Source organism: Ferrovibrio sp. (assembly GCF_965278975.1).
Classification (GTDB): domain Bacteria; phylum Pseudomonadota; class Alphaproteobacteria; order Ferrovibrionales; family Ferrovibrionaceae; genus Ferrovibrio.
This window is the reverse complement of sequence record NZ_OZ257126.1, coordinates 73,262-91,956: the sequence shown is the minus strand read 5'-3', so window position 1 is coordinate 91,956 and position 18,695 is coordinate 73,262. Positions and strand designations below refer to the sequence as shown.

The 18,695-nt window shown below is 64.4% G+C and carries 19 protein-coding genes; 16 read left to right on the top strand and 3 right to left on the bottom strand.

All coding sequences use genetic code 11. The annotated features are described in order from the left end of the window. Positions 1 to 213: 213 nt before the first annotated feature. The 16 genes from ACQY7X_RS00450 (at position 214) to ACQY7X_RS00375 (ending at position 15,173) form a co-directional block, all read left to right on the top strand. Positions 214 to 1,449, top strand: coding sequence for an acyl-CoA dehydrogenase family protein (locus ACQY7X_RS00450; RefSeq protein ID WP_428247868.1), 1,236 nt, complete (start codon positions 214 to 216; stop codon positions 1,447 to 1,449). Next, positions 1,446 to 2,093: a TetR/AcrR family transcriptional regulator gene (locus tag ACQY7X_RS00445; RefSeq protein WP_428247867.1), complete on the top strand. Its 648-nt coding sequence runs from the start codon at positions 1,446 to 1,448 to the stop codon at positions 2,091 to 2,093. The genes ACQY7X_RS00450 and ACQY7X_RS00445 overlap by 4 nt, the downstream gene beginning before the upstream one ends. Beyond that, positions 2,086 to 3,420, top strand: coding sequence for a phenylacetate--CoA ligase family protein (locus ACQY7X_RS00440; protein WP_428247866.1), 1,335 nt, complete (start codon positions 2,086 to 2,088; stop codon positions 3,418 to 3,420). Before ACQY7X_RS00445 ends, ACQY7X_RS00440 begins: the two co-directional genes overlap by 8 nt. Then, positions 3,417 to 4,205, top strand: a complete 789-nt coding sequence (locus ACQY7X_RS00435) for an SDR family NAD(P)-dependent oxidoreductase (RefSeq protein ID WP_428247865.1) — start codon at positions 3,417 to 3,419, stop codon at positions 4,203 to 4,205. Before ACQY7X_RS00440 ends, ACQY7X_RS00435 begins: the two co-directional genes overlap by 4 nt. 40 nt (positions 4,206 to 4,245) lie before the next feature. Then, positions 4,246 to 5,307 carry an ABC transporter substrate-binding protein gene (locus ACQY7X_RS00430; RefSeq protein WP_428247864.1) on the top strand — a complete coding sequence of 354 codons (1,062 nt, stop codon included), beginning with the start codon at positions 4,246 to 4,248 and terminating at the stop codon, positions 5,305 to 5,307. 1 nt (position 5,308) lies between these two features. Next, complete coding sequence (locus tag ACQY7X_RS00425) at positions 5,309 to 6,193, top strand: isocitrate lyase/PEP mutase family protein (RefSeq protein ID WP_428247863.1); 885 nt, start codon at positions 5,309 to 5,311, stop codon at positions 6,191 to 6,193. After that, entirely contained in the window at positions 6,193 to 7,467 is a 1,275-nt protein-coding gene (locus tag ACQY7X_RS00420) for a 3-isopropylmalate dehydratase large subunit (RefSeq protein ID WP_428247862.1), read from the top strand. The genes ACQY7X_RS00425 and ACQY7X_RS00420 overlap by 1 nt, the downstream gene beginning before the upstream one ends. Beyond that, on the top strand, positions 7,464 to 7,973 hold the full coding sequence (locus ACQY7X_RS00415) for a hypothetical protein (protein ID WP_428247861.1): 510 nt from the start codon (positions 7,464 to 7,466) through the stop codon (positions 7,971 to 7,973). Before ACQY7X_RS00420 ends, ACQY7X_RS00415 begins: the two co-directional genes overlap by 4 nt. Continuing rightward, positions 7,970 to 8,734: an ABC transporter ATP-binding protein gene (locus tag ACQY7X_RS00410; protein ID WP_428247860.1), complete on the top strand. Its 765-nt coding sequence runs from the start codon at positions 7,970 to 7,972 to the stop codon at positions 8,732 to 8,734. Before ACQY7X_RS00415 ends, ACQY7X_RS00410 begins: the two co-directional genes overlap by 4 nt. After that, positions 8,731 to 9,525, top strand: a complete 795-nt coding sequence (locus ACQY7X_RS00405) for an ABC transporter permease (RefSeq protein WP_428247859.1) — start codon at positions 8,731 to 8,733, stop codon at positions 9,523 to 9,525. The genes ACQY7X_RS00410 and ACQY7X_RS00405 overlap by 4 nt, the downstream gene beginning before the upstream one ends. A gap of 13 nt (positions 9,526 to 9,538) precedes the next feature. Continuing rightward, on the top strand, positions 9,539 to 10,318 hold the full coding sequence (locus ACQY7X_RS00400; RefSeq protein ID WP_428247858.1) for a glutaredoxin domain-containing protein: 780 nt from the start codon (positions 9,539 to 9,541) through the stop codon (positions 10,316 to 10,318). 30 nt (positions 10,319 to 10,348) lie between these two features. Next, a complete protein-coding gene (locus tag ACQY7X_RS00395; RefSeq protein WP_428247857.1) occupies positions 10,349 to 11,206 on the top strand; it encodes a TauD/TfdA dioxygenase family protein in 858 nt (285 codons plus the stop codon). 11 nt (positions 11,207 to 11,217) lie between these two features. Further along, a complete protein-coding gene (locus tag ACQY7X_RS00390) occupies positions 11,218 to 12,069 on the top strand; it encodes a TauD/TfdA dioxygenase family protein (protein ID WP_428247856.1) in 852 nt (283 codons plus the stop codon). Then, complete coding sequence (locus tag ACQY7X_RS00385; protein ID WP_428247855.1) at positions 12,069 to 13,424, top strand: MmgE/PrpD family protein; 1,356 nt, start codon at positions 12,069 to 12,071, stop codon at positions 13,422 to 13,424. Before ACQY7X_RS00390 ends, ACQY7X_RS00385 begins: the two co-directional genes overlap by 1 nt. Then, positions 13,421 to 14,212 (top strand): HpcH/HpaI aldolase family protein, encoded by a 792-nt coding sequence (locus tag ACQY7X_RS00380; RefSeq protein WP_428247854.1) that lies wholly within the window; start codon positions 13,421 to 13,423, stop codon positions 14,210 to 14,212. Before ACQY7X_RS00385 ends, ACQY7X_RS00380 begins: the two co-directional genes overlap by 4 nt. Positions 14,213 to 14,282: 70 nt before the next feature. Next, positions 14,283 to 15,173, top strand: a complete 891-nt coding sequence (locus tag ACQY7X_RS00375; RefSeq protein ID WP_428247853.1) for a class I SAM-dependent methyltransferase — start codon at positions 14,283 to 14,285, stop codon at positions 15,171 to 15,173. Here ACQY7X_RS00375 and ACQY7X_RS00370 read toward each other — a convergent pair. The 3 genes from ACQY7X_RS00370 to ACQY7X_RS00360 all read right to left on the bottom strand — a co-directional run bounded on the left by ACQY7X_RS00370 (position 15,170) and on the right by ACQY7X_RS00360 (position 18,633). Beyond that, the gene (locus ACQY7X_RS00370; protein ID WP_428247852.1) at positions 15,170 to 15,982 is read right to left on the bottom strand and encodes a TrmH family RNA methyltransferase; all 813 of its coding nucleotides are present in this window, start codon (positions 15,980 to 15,982) and stop codon (positions 15,170 to 15,172) included. The two genes, ACQY7X_RS00375 and ACQY7X_RS00370, sit on opposite strands and share 4 nt — an antisense overlap. Positions 15,983 to 16,067: 85 nt before the next feature. Further along, positions 16,068 to 17,606, bottom strand: a complete 1,539-nt coding sequence (locus ACQY7X_RS00365; protein ID WP_428247851.1) for a DEAD/DEAH box helicase — start codon at positions 17,604 to 17,606, stop codon at positions 16,068 to 16,070. A gap of 289 nt (positions 17,607 to 17,895) precedes the next feature. Continuing rightward, on the bottom strand, positions 17,896 to 18,633 hold the full coding sequence (locus tag ACQY7X_RS00360) for an SDR family oxidoreductase (protein ID WP_428247850.1): 738 nt from the start codon (positions 18,631 to 18,633) through the stop codon (positions 17,896 to 17,898). Between the last annotated feature and the right edge of the window lie 62 nt (positions 18,634 to 18,695).

Here is an 18,695-nt window from a genome sequence, read left to right as displayed (position 1 = left end):
CGCCTATTGCCAGCAGCCGCTTGCCTGGAAACGGCTGTCCGCAAGCATGTCCGGTTCAAGCTGGGCCTGCGGGCGCTCCCATGCAAAACCAATCCGGCAAGGCTTCGCGGTTTTCCGCCTTGGAAAGCGATATGCGGAGGGCTTTGAAATAAGCCATAGATTCTACTTGCAGAAAAACATACTACCTAGTAGGTTTTTCCCAGGAGGAAACAAATGTCCGAAGCACGAGGCTATTCCCGCTGGAATGGCGAGCCGTCCTATGCGGCCGCCGGCACCCCCATTATCTGGGAGCCCCAGCTAGACGCCGATTCCGCCCAGTGGCGCGCCAAGGCCCGCCGGCTCTCGCTCGATCACTTCTCCGATCTCGCCCCGGTGATCGACCGCGAGCAGCGTTTCCCCTACGAGAATGTGGCCCTGCTGCGCCAGGCTGGCATAAGCACCATGTTCCTGCCCAAGGCCTATGGCGGCGCGGGTGCCTCGCTCACCTCGCTGAGCGCCGTGATCGAGGAGATCGCTGCCCATTGCGCCTCCACCAGCGGCATCATCGCCACCCTGCAGCTTGGTGCGCATCCGCTGCTGGTCGGCGGCAGCGATGCCCAGCGCCAGGAGCATCTCACCGCGCTGGTGCGCGACGATGTTTATATTTCCTTTGCGCTCAGCGAACCCAGTGCCGGCTCCGACCCGGCCAACATGGCTACCACCGCCACCCGTGAGGGCAGCGGCTGGCGCCTGCGCGGCACCAAATGCTGGATCGGTAATGGCGGCATCGCCAGGAAATACCTGCTGTTCGCCCAGACCCGGCCGGGCAGCGGCCGCGCCGGCATCGCCGCCTATATGGTGCATGCCGATGCGCCGGGCGTGCAGGTGCATGCCAAGGAAGACAAGATGGGCATGCGCGGCACCGCCACCACGGTGATCGATTTCGATACCCTGGTGGACGATGCGGCGCTGATCGCGGCGCCGGGCGCCGCTTTGCGCCTGGCACTGGAAACGCTCAATGTCGGCCGCATCACCGTGGCGGCGCAGTCAGTCGGCATCGGGCTTGGCGCCTATCGCGAGATGACCGCCTTCGCGGCATCGCGCCAGACTTTCGGCCAGGCCATCCTCAGCCATCAGGGCCTTGGCTTCCAGATCGCCGATACCGCGATGCAGCTCTCGGCGGCACGCATGATGGTCTACGAAGCGGCGCGGCAATTCGATGCCGGCCAGGATATCGCCAATCTCGGCGCCATGACCAAGTTGTTCGCCACCGAAGTGGCGCATCAGGCGGTCGATCTCGGCGTACAGGTATTCGGCGGCCGTGGCTATGTGCGCCCGACTCCGGTGGAGCGTTTCTACCGCGACCAGCGCGCCACGGAAATCTATGAGGGCACCTCGGAAATCCAGCGCCTGGTGCTGATGCGCGCGATCCAGTCAGCCGCTGCCGCTGCCTTGGGAGACGACAAATGACCGTTGCCGCCATTCGCTCGGGCACCAACGCCGAGGAACAGAACCGCGCCGAGATTCTCAAGGCCGCCGCCATTGCCTTCATGCGCAAGGGTTACTCGGCGGCGAGCATCGACGACGTGGCGGATTTGATGAACGCGACCAAAGGCCGCGTCTATCACTATTACCGCAGCAAGGCGGATCTGTTTTTTGACGTGCATTTCGAGGCGATGCGGCTGGACCTCGATGTGGTGCGCCCGCTGGCGGCCAGTGGCGGCGATCCGCTGCGGCGCCTGCATGCCATGGCGGTGGCGCATATCCTGATCATCATGACGCAGTTGCCGTTCCAGCGCGTGGCGGTGCAGGGTCTTGAGATGCACCTGGCCGGCCAGACCACGCCGGAGCAGCGTTCGCTGCTCGCCCGCATCCTGGAACTGCGCGATGAATACCAAGCTTTGTTCGCCGGGCCGATTGAGGAGGCCTTGCAGGCCGGCCTGATCCCGCCGCAGGACACCCGCATGGTGGTGAAGGCATTCTTCGGCGCCTTGAACTGGACCACGATCTGGTATCGCCCCGGCCCGGAAGAAACGCCGGAACGCCAGCAGGCGATGGCGGAAGAGATTGCCACGTTTGCGATCCGTGGATTGGGCGGCAAGACCCATGGCTGACGTCCGCCCGTATTCCGACCGTTTCTGGGACGAGCGCGAAACCTGGTCGCGCGATCGCCTGGAATCCGAGCAGCTGGCATCGTTGAAGCGCCAGCTCGCCTATGTCGGCGCCAACAGCATCTTCTACAAGCGTGCCTTCAAGGACATCGGCTTCGATGCCGCCAGCCTCAAGAGCTTCGATGACTTGTCGCGACTGCCGCTGACCAAGAAGGCCGATTATGTCGCCTCCGTGCAGCGCCAGCCGCCCTGGGGCGAATTCGTCGCCGCGCCACGCGAGCAGGTGCGCCGGGTGCATTTCTCGTCCGGTACCACGGCCAAGCCGGCGCCGCAATTCTGGACCGAGGCGGACCTCGCCCGCTGGGCCGACAATTACGCGCGCGGCGCCTGGTCGCAGGGCGTGCGCCCGGGCCAGGTTTTCCAGTGCCTGTTCACCTATACCTGGTTTGTCGGCGGCCTTGGCGCCACGGCGGGCTATCAGCGCGCCGGTGCCATCTGCATTCCCGCCGGCAGCGGCGAGACCGAGCGCCAGGTGCATTCGATCTATGAATTCGGCACCGAGATCATCTGCGGCACGCCCTCTTTCATGCTGCATCTGGCGGAAACCGCAGCCAAGCTTGGCTATGACAGCGCCGCCTCGCCGGTGAAGCGCATCATGGTGGGCGGCGAGCCTGGCGCGAGCATCCCGGCGACGCGCTCCCGCATCGAGGAATTGTGGGGCGCGAAATGCTACGACGCCTATGGCTCGCTGGAATTCCAGACCATCGGCTGGGATTGCGAGGCGCAGACCGGCCCGCATCTGCTGGAAGATTTCGCCTATGCCGAAATCGTCGATCCGGATACCGGCAAGGCGGTGAATGATGGCGAGCGCGGCGTGCTGGTGCTGACCCATCTCGACAAGCAGGCTGGCCCGCTGGTGCGCTGGTGGACTGGCGACATCGTGTCGCGCCGGCGTGAGACCTGCGCCTGTGGCCGCACCCATTCCCGCCTGATCAATGGCGTGCTGGGCCGCGGCGACGACATGCTGGTGATCCGTGGCGTGAACCTGTTCCCTTCGGCTGTGGAAGAACTGATCCGCTCCACCAGCGGCACCACCGACGAATACCGCATCATTGTCGGCGGCAAGCTGACCGATGCCGGCGGTTTCCCCACCGGTATCCGCCTGCAGGTGGAAGCGCTCTCCGATGCACCGGTTGATCTCAGCCAGCGCCTGAGCAGTCTGATCAAGGAGCGGCTGCAGGTGCGGGCGGAAGTGGAATTGCTGGCACCGGATACGCTGTCGCGGTCAAGCCACAAGTCGAAGCGCGTGATCCAGGAGCCGGCGGTATGAGTGACGCCGTGCTGAAAGATGGCTGCCTGAAAGCCGAAACCGTGGTGGTCACCGGCGCCGGTTCCGGCCTTGGCCGCGCCATCGCGCTGCGGCTGCTGGGCCTTGGTGCGCGCGTTATCGGCATTGGCCGCCGCGCCGAGCGGCTGGAGGAAACCGGTGCATTGGCCGGCGCCGATGCCGCGCGCTATGTCGTGCGGCCGCTGGATGTGCGCGACGACGCAGCGATCACCGAGGCCGCCAAGGCTATCGGCGAGGCGCATGACGTGACCGCGCTGGTGAACAATGCCGGCGGCCAGTTTGTGGTTCCGGCCACGGAGATTTCGCGGCGCGGCTGGAATTCGGTGATCGATCTAAACCTCACTGCCGTGTTCCGGCTCTGCCAGCTTTTCCAGCCGGCCCTGGCGAAAAGTGGCGGCGCCATCGTCAATATCTCGCTCAGCCCGATCGAGCGCGGTGCCATCGGCATGGCTCATGGCGTGGCGGCGCGTGCCGGCGTACTGGGCTTGACCAAGTCTCTGGCGCTGGAATGGGCGGAGCAGGGCATCCGGGTCAATTGCATCGGGCCGGGCAGTGTTGCCACCGCTGGTCTTGACGATGAGGTGAGTGCGGAAACGCGGCCACGCCTGGTTGCCGGCATTCCGCTCGGCCGCCTCACGCGGCCCGAGGAAGTGGCCGAATTCGTAGGATATCTGATCAGTCCGGCGGGCCGGATGATTTCCGGGCAGATGTTGCAGATCGACGGCCTGGCGCATTTGGGCGCCCCGGTCGATTTGCTGCCACGATGAACAACAAAAACCAGAGTATAACCAAGTGGAGGAAAGCAAGATGAAGACTAAGATGAAAATGATGGCCGGCCTCGCCGGTGCAGTGCTGGCACTCGCCGGCGGTCAGGCCCTGGCTGCCGAGAAGGTGATCATCGCCATCGGCACCAGCGTGTTCGATGCCTCGCAGGCCAACAACACCTCCTATCCGATTTTCAGCAAGTGCTGGGAAAAGGAAGGCCTGAATGTCGAATTGCAGCCGACCAGTTCCACCGCCGCGATGCAGGCCGTGCTCTCCGGCCAGGCGCAGATGGTGAATATGGGTCCGGCTGCCGGCGTGATCGCACGCGGCAAGGGCGCGCCGCTCACCGCCGTCTACGTCAACATGCGCAAGAATTTCCAGTTCCCGGTGGTGCTGGAAAGCAGCCCGATCAAGACCATTGCCGATTTCAAGGGCAAGACCATGGGCGTGTTCTCCTATGGTGCGCAGATGGTGAAGGTTTTCCGCGGCATGGCTTCGGAAGCCGGCCTCAATCCTGACAAGGACCTCAACATCGTCGAGACCGGCGTCGGCGCCCAGGCCATCACCGCGTTGCAGACCGGCCGTGTCGATATCTGGGGCACCTGGGATTCGCAGATTGCTACCGCTGAGAACGCTGGCCTGAAGCTGCGTCGCTTCACCACGCCGGCAGCCGAGAAGCTGACCTGGGGCGGCTCCTACTTCGTGCGCGACGATTATGTGAAGAGCAATCCGCAGGCGATTGAGAAGACCCTGCGCTGCATCGCGCAAGGCTCGGTGGCCGCCATCGCCAATCCGCAGGGCGCGGTGAAGGCACATTGGCAGGTCTATCCGGCCACCAAGCCGAGCGGCATCGAGGAATCGAAGGCCTTCGAGCAGGCGCTGCATCTGCTCAACACCCGCATTGAGTTCCTGAAGCTGAATCCGGGCGAGCGCTGGGGCGAATTCCCGCATGAGATGGTTGCCGAGACCGTGAAGTTCATGCGCGAGACCGGCGAGCTGCAGAACGATATCGACCCGAAGACGCTCTACACGAACCAGTTCGTGGAAGGCATCAACCGTTTCGACGCCAAGGCAGTCGAAGCGGCAGCCAAGGCGATCAAGTAAGATGAGCCGCGCCACTGCATCCGGTTCAGCCGGCAGCCGCTTGAAGCGGCTGCTGGAATCCCGCTCGATGGCACTGATCCCCGGCTGCCATGACGCTCTCGGCGCCAGGCTGATCGAGGATGCCGGTTTCGAGGCGGTCTACATGTCCGGCTTTTCGGTGGCGGCCAGCTATGGCCGCCCCGATCTCGGCATCCTGACCATGACCGATGTGGTGGCGCGTTCCATCCAGATTGCCGAGGCGGTGTCGGTGCCGCTGCTGGTGGATGCCGATACCGGCTATGGCGGGCCGTTGAATATTGCCGAGACCGTGCGCCGCCTGGAGCAGGGCGGTGTCGGTGGCCTGCATCTGGAAGACCAGAAAACGCCGAAGAAATGCGGCGCCCTCGCCGGCAAGGAACTGGTGCCGGTGGAAGAGATGTGCGCCCGCATCATCATCGCCAAGCGGGCGCGGCGCGGCGAGGATTTCGTCATCGTTGGCCGCACCGATGCGGTGACCGTGGCCGGTCTGGATGAAACCATCCGCCGTTGCAAAGCCATGGCCGAGGCCGGCGCCGATGCCATCATGGTGCCGTCGCTGGAAACCCCGGAGCAGCTTCGTGCCGTGGCTACCAGCGTGTCGAAGCCAGTACTCTATGTTGCTGCCGAGACCGTGCGCCCGATGTACGATGCGAAACAGCTCGGCGAATTCGGCTTTGCCGGTTCGCTCTATCCGCTGTCGCTGATCATGGCCAGCGTGGCCGCGCAACGCACCGTGCTGCGTGATCTGCGCACCACCGGCAATACGGCGCAGCATATTCCGAACATGACACCCTTCCGCGAGATTGGCGCCCTGGTGGGCACGCCGGCGGCCGGTGAGGAGGAAACGGCATTGGTGGCGGGGACCTGATGGCTGGCGCAACCGCGGCACAGAAAATCCTGGCCCGCGCCTCAGGGCGCGAACAGGTGGATGTGGGCGAAGTGATCTGGGCCGATCCGGATCTCGTCACCACGCCTGAAGTGTCGTTTCCGGCCTATGTGAAGCGGCTCGACAGCATCGGCGTGCATAGCTTCCGCTACCCGGAGCGCGTCGTTGTCGCCATCGACCATGAAGTGCCGGTGCATAGCCGCGATGGCGCCGAGCGCAACCGGCTTACGCGCCGCTTGGCGGAAGAATTCAAGGTCGGGCATTTCTTCGATGGCGATGGCATCACCCATCCGCTGGTGGTGGAGCAGGGCCTGGTGCGCCCGGGCATGTTCTGCGCCGGTGCCGATTCCCATGCTCCGGGCCTGGGCGGTGTTGGCGCACTCTCGATGCCGTTCGGCTTTGAACTCACCATGATCCTGGCTTTGGGCCGTATCTGGCTGCCGGTGCCGGCCAGCGTGCGCGTGGTGCTGGAAGGCCGCCTAAGCCCTGGCCTTGCCGCGCGCGATATCATCCTGCAGGTATTCCGCCAGCTTGGCGCCGAGCGCGCCCATGACAAGGTGATCGAATTCACCGGCCCCGGCATTGCTTCGCTCAGCGTGCGCGAGCGCATGACGCTCTGTGGGCTTTGCGTTGATCTGGGCGGTGTTACCGGCGTGGTGCCGGCGGATGAGGTGGCGCTGCAATATCTGCGCGACATCGGCATGGCCGATGCCGAGGCGGTTACTTCGGATGCCGATGCGGTTTTCGCCGATGAAATCCGCATCGATCTGGCGCAGTTGGAACCCCAGGTTTCGGTGCCGCCGTCGCCGCTGGATGTGCAGACTGTTACCGAACTCGGCCCGGTGCCGATCCAGCATGCCTATATCGGCTCCTGCGTTTCCGGCAGCATCGCCGAATTGCGCATCGTCGCGGATTTCCTCAAATCCCGCAAAGTCCATGCCGGCGTACAGATGCTGGTGATCCCGGCCACACGCAATGTCTATCGCCAGGCGATGACGGAGGGTCTGCTGGACACGCTCCTGGAGGCCGGTGCGCAAGTGGCACCGCCGACCTGCGGTCCCTGTTTTGGCGGCCTGGCGCAACTGGCGCCGGGCGAAGCGCGCATCTCCACCAGCACGCGCAACGATCCTGGCCGCATGGGCAGCAAGGAAGCATTCATCTACCTGGGCAGCGCGCTCACGGTGGCGGCATCTGCGGTGGCTGGGCATATCGCCGATCCGCGTGCCGCGTTTGGGCGTGAAGGAGGCGTGCGATGAGCATCATCCGTAGCGGACGCTGCTGGAAATTGCCCGACGAAGTGTCGAGCGACCAGTTGATCGGCTCGCATCTTGCCTTCGAATTCGATCCGCAGATTCTGCGCCAGCATCTGCTGGAGGAATTGCGGCCCGAACTGGTGCGCGAAGTGCAGCCGGGCGATTGCATCGTGGCAGGGCGCAATTTCGCCCATGGCAGCGTGCACAGCCATCCGTTCCTGGCGATGCAGGCGATGGGCCTGGGGCTGATTGCGCGCTCGATGCCGCGCGGCGGCTTCCGCCTTGCGGTGTTCATGGGCATCCCGATGCTGACTGCCGATGATGTGCTCTATGGCGGCGTCAACGACGGCGACCGCCTGGAAATCAACTACAGCCAGGGCAAGCTGCGCAACGCGACCACGGGCCGCGACTTTGCAGTGGAGCCGCTTGCCCCGTTCCTGCAGGACATCGTCGCTTCCGGCGGCGGACTCAATTATGTGCAGCGTTTGGTGAAAGAGCAGCCGGCATGATCAGTATCCGCGATGTAACCAAGGTCTACGCGACCCATTCCGGCGAGCGTATCGGCGCGCTGGGGCCGCTTTCCCTCGATATCCGTGAAGGCGAGCTGATCTGCATCGTCGGCCCGTCGGGCTGCGGCAAATCTACCTTGCTTAAATTGCTGGCTGGCCTGATGAACCGTTCGAGCGGCGATATCACCTTCCGTGGCCGGCCGATGAACGGGCCGCAGAAGGATATCGGCGTGGTGTTCCAGAGTCCGGTGCTGCTGCCGTGGAAGACTGTGCTGCAGAATGTGCTGCTGCCGGCGGAAGTGTTGGGTCTCGATATGAAGGCGGCGGAGAAGCGCGGCCATGAGCTGCTGGCTATGGTCGATCTCGCCGGTTTCGCGGGCAAGTATCCGAACGAGCTTTCTGGCGGCATGCAGCAGCGCGTCGCCATCGCTCGCGCCCTGTTGCACGATCCGGCCCTGCTGCTGATGGATGAGCCTTTTGGTGCGCTGGATGCCATGACGCGCGAAACGATGAATCTCGAATTGCTGCGCATCTGGCGGGAATCGCGCAAGACCATCCTGTTCGTCACCCACTCGATCCCGGAAGCCGTTTTCCTTGGGGGCCGCGTGGTGGTGATGTCGCAGCGCCCCGGCACCATCGCCGATCTGGTCGAAACCAATCTGCCCGAGGATCGCGACCTCGACATCATGACCACCGAGCGTTTCGGTATCCATACCAAGCGTATCCGGCAGCAATTCAACGCGCGCGGAGGCATCGAATGAGCGACATGACTGAACAGCCGCAGAAGCGGCCCGAGCGCTATCTGGTTCCGGGTGTTTTCGTCCTGGTGGTGGGCAGCTGGGAACTGGGCATCCATTGGGGCAAGGTGGCGGAATACATCGTTCCGGCGCCCTCGGCCATCGTCAAGGCGCTGATCAATGGCCTGAAGGACGGCACCTATATCAGCAACAGCCTGACCACACTGGGCGAAGCGATGGCCGGTTTCGCCATCGCCACCATGCTTGGCCTGGCGCTGGGTACGCTGATCGCGCAATCGCGCACGGTGGAAAAGACGCTCTATCCGTATCTGATCACCATCCAGACCACGCCGAAGGTGGCGATCGCACCGCTTTTCATCATCTGGTTCGGTTTTGGCATCGCCTCCAAGATCATCATCGCCGCCACGGTGGCGTTCTTCCCGATTCTGGTGAACGTAATCGCCGGCCTACGCTCCACCGATCAGCAGCGCATTGACCTGATGCGCTCGCTGAACGCCACGCCCTGGCAGATTTTCCGCATGGTGCGGCTACCGAGTGCCGCGCCGATGATCTTCGCCGGCCTCAATGTCGCGGTGATCTTCGCCATTCTCGGCGCCATCGTCGGCGAATTCGTCGGTTCCAAGCACGGCCTCGGCAACCTGATCGTGCAGAAGAATTTCAACCTCGATACAGCGGGTGTTTTCGCAGCCCTGGCCTGCCTTTCGGCCATGGGCGTCAGTCTGCATCTGATCATGCATTGGCTGCAGCGCCGCCTGCTGTTCTGGGCCGACAGCACGCAGACACCAAACGTCTAAGGGAGTAAGCCTCATGCAGACCGCCGCCGTCACCGAAGCACCGTATCAGGTTTTCTGGGCGCCGGGCTGCACCAGCTGCCTGCGCACCAAGGAGTATCTCAAGCGCCAGGGCATCCCGTTTGAATCGGTCAATGTGCGCACCGATCCGCAAGGCATGGCCAAGCTGCAGGCCATCGGCGCCAGCAGCGTGCCGATCGTGGCGCGCGGCGACCGCTTCATCTATGCCCAGTCGCTGGAAGACCTGAAGGCTTTCCTTGGCCTGGATGGCGAAGCCGAGCAGAAGCTGGCGCCAGCGGAGTTGATCCGCCGCGCCGATATCGTGCTGGCCGCCGCCGCACGCTACATGCGGCAGATGTCGGCGGAACAGCTCGACGGCCCGTTCCGCAATAGCTGGGCGCCGCCACGCGGCATCGGGCATCATGTCTTCCGCATCGCCGAAGCCTATCTCGAAGCGGTCGAAACGCCCTGTGAACTGACCTATGAGATGACCATGCGCGGTACCTACGAGGTGAAGCCGGGCGATGACGTGGTCGGCTATGGCGATGGCATCCGCGCCCGCTTGGCGGCGTGGTGGCAGGAGAATAGCGGCCGCGATTTCAGCGTCATGGTGCCGACCTATTACGGCGAACAGACCCTGCATGAAGTGCTGGAACGTACCACCTGGCATTCGGCGCAGCACACGCGGCAACTGATCGTGATGGTGGAAAGTTTCGGCATCACACCGGACCAGCCATTGACCCAGGCCGACCTGGCCGGATTGCCGCTGCCGGAAAAGGCCTGGGACACGGACTAGGCGCTGAAGTGACTGACTAGGGCGGGAATCATGCACATAAAACCAATCGCGGCCGGCCTCGGGGCCGAAATCGTGGGCATTGATCTGGCACAGCCGCTGGATACCGCCACGCTTGGGGAGTTGCGCCAGGCTTGGTTGAAGTATCTGGTGCTGCTGTTTCGCGGCCAGACCCTGACGCCGCAACAACTGATCGATTTCAGCGCCGCTTTCGCGCCGCTTGAAACCCATGAGAGCTACCAGCCGGAACTGCGCCACCCGGATCACACCGAGTTGCTGGTGGTGAAGGCCAGCGAAGTGGGCGGCCGCCGCATCGTGTTCGGCCAGCAATGGCATTCCGATCTCTCCTACACCACGCGGCCCTCGCTTGGTTCCTGCCTGTATTGCCGCAAGCTGCCGAGCGTTGGCGGCGACACACTGTTCGCCAATATGTACATGGCTTATGACGAACTCTCGCCGGCGATGCAGCGGATGCTTGAGAAGCTGGAAGTGGTGCATGACCTGAGCAATGGCCGTTCCTTGCGCAATGCCAGCCATGAGGCGCGCGAGGGTGCGCGGCGGCGCAATCCGCCGGTGGCGCAGCCGGCGGTGCGGGTACACCCGGAGACCGGCCGCAAGGCATTGTATATCAGCGAATGGATGTGCCCACGCTTCGTTGGCATGAGCGAGGAGGAAAGCAGCGGTCTGCTGCGTTTCCTGTTCGATCATTCGGTGCAGGAACCCTTCACCATGCGCCAGCGCTGGCGGGTGGATGATGTGCTGATGTGGGACAACCGCGCCACCATCCACATGGCGTTGGCGGATTATGCCATCGGCGAGCCACGCGAATTGCTGCGTACATCGATGATGGGTGAGGATTGTGGCCGGTTGCTTCAGGAAGCAGCGGAGTAAGGGAGAAAAACATGGCAATAGAGATCAAGCGGCTGGCGGCTGGTATCGGCGCGGAGATTGCCGGTGTCGATCTTACCCGGCGGGTGAGCGATGCCGATATGGAGGCGATCAAGCAGGCCTGGCGCGATCATCTGATCCTGCTGTTCCGTGGCCAGCAACTGACCCATGAGCAGCATATCGAATTCAGCCGCCGCTTCGGCGATCTGGACGACCATGATGCGATCCCGAAATTCCGCGATCCGCAGTATCACGAGATCCTGCCGGTGACCAACCAGGAGATTGATGGCCGCAAGCAGCCGGTGGGCCGCCAGTGGCATTCCGATCTTTCCACCACGCTGCGCCCGGCGCGGGCTTCGCTGCTGCGCTGCGAGGTGATTCCGCCGGTTGGCGGCGACACCATGTTCGCCAACATGTATCTGGCTTACGACACGCTGTCGGAAAAGATGAAGGAGATCATCGATGATCTCTGGGGTATTCACGACATGACGGTGGCCAAGGCCTCCCAGGGCCGCGACCTTTCGGAAGTGCGCAAGCGCAATCCGCCGGTGGCGCAGCCGGTGGTGCGGGTGCATCCCGAAACCGGCCGCAAGGCGCTCTATGTCAGCGAGATGACCACCACCGGCATCGTCGGCATGTCCGATGAAGAAGCGCGCCCGATCCTGGAATACCTGTTCCGCCATTCGGTGCGGCCGGAATTCACCTACCGCCATCGCTGGCAGGTGCATGACATGATCGCCTGGGACAATCGCTGCGCCATGCATCTGGCGCTGGACGATTACGACATCAACGTGCCGCGCAAGCTCTATCGTACGACGCTGCTCGGCGAGGCTTCCGGCTATATCGTGCAGAGCAACGCCGCCTGATGAGCCTGACGCGCCGGTTCGTCGCGCAATCGCTGGCGATCTCGGCGCGGCATGATCCGGCGCTGCTGGACAAACTGAAACTCTGCCTGGCCGATCATGTCGGCTGCGTGCTGGCCGGTGCTGCCATGCCCTGGGCCCGGCAGACGCTGGCGGCACTCAGCCCCTGGCCGGTGGGCAATGGCAGTCCGGTGCTGGGGCAGGGGTTTGTGCTGGCGCCTGCGGAAGCGGCTTTCGCCAATGCGGTGCTGGCGTCATCTTCCTCGCGTACCGACACCCATCCGCCAACCAACTCGCATCCCGGCGCCGTGCTGTTTCCGGTGCTGCTGGCCTTGGCGGCGCAGCGCGGATCAAGCGGCGCCGACCTACTTGATGCCGCCCTGGCCGGCTATCAGGCGATGGGCCGGCTTGGCCGCATCATGGTCGATGACGATTTCCGCAAGCGGTTCCGCACCACGCCGGTGATCGGCAGTGTGGGCGGCGCGATTGCCGCCGCGCATCTGCTGAAACTGGATACGGACCGTGCCATCCAGGCGGTGGCGCTGGCAGCCAATGCAGCAGGCGGCCTGATGCAATGGGCGCATAGCGGCGGGCTGGACCTGATCTACCATGCCGCCCAGGCAGCTCGCGCTGTGGTGCATGCTGCCTTGTTGGCGGAAGCCGGCTGCACGGCTTCAGAAGCCATTCTTGAAGGCGAGGGCGGCTTGCTGATGGCCTTCGGTGGCCGCGAGCGGGTGGAAGAGTTGCTCAGCCGCCGGGAGCCAACCTGGGAAATCGAGGCCATCGACTTCAAGCCGGTGCCGGCCTGCGTCTTTGTGCAGGCTTCGGCCTATGCCGCGTTGAAGCTGGTCACGGAAAATACTGTGGATGCAGCCCGCATCCGTGCCGTGTCCGTCACCAGTTTCCACACCGCCTTGCGCTTTCCCGGTTGCGACAATCCAGGGCCGCTGGCCGATATCCAGGCGGCGCGCATGAGCCTGCAGCATAGTGTGGCTGCTGTGCTGGTGCGTGGCACGCTGGCGGATGCCAATTATCTGGCGATAGACGATACGGCAATCCAGCGGCTCTGTGGCGTGATGACGCTGCATGAGGATGCGGCGATGACGGCGGCATTTCCGGCGCGGCAATCGGCGCGTGTCGATATCACGCTGGATGATGGCCGGCGGATCGGGGCCAGCGTGGATGACATTCCGGTCTTCGGTCCAGCCCAGGTGCTGGCGCGGGCTGATGCCGTGGCGGCAGCGACGCTGGGTGCGGCACAGGCGGCGCGGCTGATGCAGGCCTGCGGCACTATCGAGGCTTGCGCCGATATGCGGGATTTCCTCAAACCTTTAAGCCAGGAGAGGCGTGCGGCATGAAACGGCATCTACGCGACAAGTTGCAGGCGGGGGCCGCGCTCACCGGCATGGCCTGCTTTTCCGCCAGCCCGGTGCTGATCGAGATCATGGCCGCCGGTGGGCTGGATTTCGTCACCATCGACATGGAGCATTGCCCGACCGGGCTTGAGACCGTGGCGCATCTGCTGCGCGCCGCCGATGCGGGTGGTCTTTCGCCGCTGGTGCGGGTGCCGGATCTGGATGCCGGCCTGATTGGCCGTGTGCTCGATCTCGGTGCCGATGGCATCGTGCTGCCGATGGCGACCGCCGAGCGCACGCGGGCGGCAGTGCAGGCCGCGCGCTATGCGCCGGAAGGGGTGCGCGGTGCCTGTCCGGCAGTGCGTGCCGGCGGCTACCTGCCGCGCGACTGGGGGGCGTATCAGCGCCAGCAGAATCAGCGCGCCTTGGTGGTGCCGCTGATCGAGGACCGTGCCGGGCTGGAACAGGCCGAGGAAATCTGTGCCATCGATGGCGCCGATGTGCTGTTCCTGGGGCCTTTCGACCTGGCTGCCTCGCTGGGGCTGGATGGCACTGATTTCCGCCACCCGGTGCTGCGCGCGGCGCTGGAGCGGCTGCTGGAGGCTGCCCGGCGCCAGGGCAAGCATGTGCTGACCACCATGGGCAGCTCCGTCGATCCCGAATATGCCAAGCAATTGCTCGGCCTGGGCGTGTCGATGCTGAGTTTCAGCGCCGATGTGGTGGTGTTCGCTGCTGCCTGCCAGCGTATCGGCGATCTGGCCGGCACCTTGCGGGCCCCGGGGGCGGTTTAATGGATAGGGGGCCAGCTTGATGATGGGGGGCTGGCTTGATAGATAGGGCAGACCGACCCGGAGACCGCCCTTGCCGCAGACCGATCCCATTCCCACGACGCTGATTGCCGATGGCTGGCCGGATTACCGCCTGCTGGATAGCGGCCATGGCCGCCGGCTGGAGCAGCTCGGCCGCGTCCGCGTCATCCGCCCGGAGCCGCAGGCGATGTGGTCGCCGAAATTGCCTGAGGCGGAATGGGACAAGGCCGATGCCAGTTTCGGGCCGAACGAGAAAAGTGAGGAGGATGCCGGCAACTGGCGCTTCCGCCGCGACCTGCCGGAAACCTGGCCGGTGAGCTACCGCGACCTGCGCTTCTATGGCCGCTTCACGCCCTTCCGCCATCTCGGTTTCTTCCCGGAGCAGATGACGCAATGGGACTGGGTGGAGAATTGCGTTTCTAAAGCGGGCAATGCGCCGCGCGTGCTGAACCTGTTCGGCTATACCGGCGTGATCTCGCTGATGGCGGCGCGTGCTGGTGCCAAGGTCACCCATGTCGATGCCTCGAAGAAGGCCATCACCTATGCGCGTGAGAACCAGGAGTTGGCCGGCCTGATCCAGGCACCGATCCGCTGGATTCTCGATGATGCGCGCAAGTTCATCGCCCGCGAGGCGCGGCGCGGCAGCCATTATGAAGGCATCATCCTGGATCCGCCGAAATTCGGCCGTGGCCCCAAGGGTGAAATCTGGAAGGTATTCGAGCATCTGCCGCTGCTGCTGAGCGAGTGCAAGGCTGTGCTTTCCGACAAGCCGCTTTTCGTCATTCTCACGGCTTATGCGGCGCGGCTTTCGCCGTTCTCGCTGCATGCGCTGCTGGAAGAGCATATCGGCAAGGGCCGTATCGAATGCGGCGAAATCACGCTGCGCGAGGAATCCGGCAACCGACTGGTTTCCACCGCCCTGCATGCGCGCTGGACGCCCTAAAGGCTCTTTCTGTTGATCTCGTAGAGCACGATGGCGGTGGCGACCGCCACGTTGAGCGAATCCGCGCTGCCGCGCATCGGGATGCGCACGCGGGCATCGCAGGCATCCTCGTATTCCGCCGGCAGGCCGGCCTGCTCATTGCCCATCAGCAGGAAAACCGGGCCTTTGTAATCCACCTTGCGGTAGTCTTCGGACGCGCGCAGCGAGGTGCCGACCAGCATGCCGCCCTGCTTGCGCCGCCAGGCATTGAAATCGGCGAAGCGGGCGCGGGCCAGCTTCATGGCGAAGATCGAGCCCATGGAGGCGCGCACCGCCTCGATTGAAAACGGATCGCAGCAATCGTCGATCAGCACGATGCCTTCGGCGCCCACCGCATCGGCGGTGCGCATGATGGTGCCGAGATTGCCGGGGTCGCGGATCATCTGCAGCGCGATCAGGCAGGATTGCGGCTGGGGCGCGAAATCCTCCAGCCGCTGCCAGCCGATGCGGTAGATGCCGATCACGCCTTGGGGATTATCGCGCCGGGCGATCTTTTCCATCGCCTGGTTGCCGGCCTCGATACAGTCGATGCCGCGTGCCAGGCAGCGCGCGGTATATTCCTTCAGCTTCGGATGATCCTTCAGCTCGGTGCTGAAGATCAGGGTTTCCGGGTAGATGCCCTGTTCCTCGGCGGTGAGCGCCGTGCGCAGGCCCTCGGCGACATAGAGGCCGGTTTCGCGCCGGTGCTTCTTGTCATCCAGCGCGCGCACCAGCTTGATCGTCGCGTTGGCGGCGCTGGTGACGATTTTCACACTATTGGCTTCAGGCATATCTGTTGCTTAGCAAGGCAGCGGGCAGCGGGCAAGAAAAAGCCCAGGATGAACCTGGGCTTTTCCGTGAGTCTGGTGGAGTGGCTTAGGCGCGCTGGCCGCCGCGATGCTGGCCGGAACGTTGACCCCCGGAATGCTGACCCGAGCGCTGGCCGCCATTGGCGCGCTGGCCACCCTGGTGCTGACCGCTACGGCCCTGGTTGGAGTTCTGACCGCTGCGCTGGCCCTGGCTGGCACCCTGCTGCGGGCGCTGCCCTTGATGCGCGCGCTGGCCTTCTGGACGATGGCCCTCTTGGCGATGCCCGTCCTGACGGTGGCCTTCATGACGCTGACCATCCTGGCGCTGCCCCTGCGGGCGAGCCTGGCCTTGCGGACGTCCCTGGCCCTGGTGCCGGCCTTGGCCCTGCGGGCGGCCTTGGCCACCACGGCCATGCTGCTGGCGTGGGCCGCGCGGCGCCTCGGCCTCGGCAGTCACCTTGATGGTGCCGGTGCGGTCCTCGGCCGGAATCTTCTGGCGGATCAGGCGCTCGATATCGCGCAGGTAGGCGCGTTCTTCATGGTCGCAGAGCGAGATGGCGATGCCTTCGCGGCCGGCGCGCGCGGTGCGGCCGATGCGATGAACATAGGATTCCGGGATGTTCGGCAGTTCGTAGTTGATGACATGCGTCACTTCCGGGATATCGATGCCGCGTGCCGCGATATCGGTGGCGACCAGGGCGCGCACCTTGCCTTCGCGGAAGCCGGCAAGCGCGCGCTCGCGCTGGCCCTGCGACTTGTTGCCGTGGATCGCCGCGGCTTCAACGCCGCTGACTTCCAGATGCTTGGCAACACGGTCGGCGCCGCGCTTGGTGCGGGTGAAGATCAGCGTGCGGTAGATCGAGTCATCCTTCAGCAGTTCGCTCAGGATGGCGCGCTTGGCGGGGCCCTCGATATGGATCACGCGCTGCTCGACGCGGTCGGCGGTAGCTGCCACCGGCGTCACGGCTACGCGCACCGGATCGCTGAGGAAGTTATGTGCCAGCTTGGCGATATCGTCCGGCATGGTAGCCGAGAAGAACAGGCTCTGGCGCTTGGCCGGAAGCTGGGCAACGATGCGGCGGATCGGCTGGATGAAGCCCATGTCGAACATCTGGTCGGCTTCGTCCAGCACCACGATCTCGGTGCGGTCGAGGCGCAGATGGCCGCTGCCGGTATGGTCGAGCAGGCGGCCCGGCGTGGCGACGAGCACATCGACGCCGTGGGAGAGCTGCTTGATCTGCGGGCCGGCGGAAACGCCGCCGAACACGATGGCGACGCTGACACCCATCTTGTGGCCGTAGAAGCTGAAACGCTCGGCGATCTGGCTGGCCAGTTCGCGGGTCGGGCTCATCACCAGGGCACGGCAGGTCTTGGGCTGTGCTTTGGGGCGGCGGCCATCGGGGCCGGGCTGCATCAGGCGATGCAGGATCGGCAGGGCGAAGGCAGCGGTCTTGCCGGTGCCGGTCTGGGCGATGCCGAGCAGGTCGCGGCCCTGCATCACATGCGGGATGGCCTGGGCCTGGATCGGCGTCGGGGTCTGGTAGGGGCCGGTAGCCAGCGCCTGCAACAGGGGGGCGGCGAGGCCGAGATCATTGAAGCTGGTCAAAACAGAATCCTTGCAACATAGCCGTACGCACAGGCGCACGGCGTGCTTTCCGCGACAAGCGGATAGCGGGGTTTGAAAACGCCCCGCGTGACCTGGGTCGTGTGATGGAGATGAAGGGCGCCCGGCAGGATGATCCAGGCTGGAGAGCCATTTGCGGATCGTTCACGCGGCCAGAGGTGCCGATTGTCGCGGGGCGAGGCCCGCAAGCGACGCCGCTGATATGACAGCTTCGCCCTGGATAGTCAAGTTAACCTTTTTGCACTGCGGCAAATAAGTCCGGGGGGCGGCATTACCAGTTTTCGATCCAGGGGCGCAGATCCGTCTCGAAACTCCAGGCGCTGCGCGGCTGGCTATGCATCTGCCAGTAGACTTCGGCGATGGCATCGGGATTCAGGATGCCGTCCTTGTCCTTCAGCGCGTAACGCTCGGGGAACATGTCCTGGATGAACTTGGTGTCGATGGCGCCATCGATCACCACATGGCCGACATGGATGCCCTGCGGCCCCAGTTCACGCGCCATGCTCTGGGCCAGGGCGCGCAGGGCATGCTTGGCACCGGCAAAGGCAGCGAAGCCCGCGCCGCCGCGCAGCGAGGCGGTGGCGCCGGTGAACAGGATGCTGCCCTGGCCGCGCGGCACCATGTATTTCGCTGCCTCGCGCCCGGCCAGGAAGCCGGCGAAGGCGCCCATCTCCCATACCTTGCGGTAGACTCGGGAGGTCATGTCGCGGATCGGGAAACGCACATTGGCGCCGATATTGAATACCACCACCTCCAGCGGCCCGACTTCGCGTTCGATGGTCTCGAACAGGGCCGCTACCTGATCCTCCTCGCGGGCATCGGAGCCGAAGGCGCGCGCCGTGCCACCATCGGCGGTAATACGTTGCACCAGGGGTTCGAGCTTGGCTGCCTCGCGGCGGGTGACGCAGGCGGTGTAGCCCTCGCGGGCGAAACGCCGCGCAATGGCGCCACCGGTGGCATCGCCGGCACCGATCACCAGGGCGGCCTTGCCGCTGCCGGATTTGCTCATGGTCGTTTCCTCCAGTTTCCGCTTCTCCCAGCGATCATGGCATGGTAAGTTCCAAAAAGGAA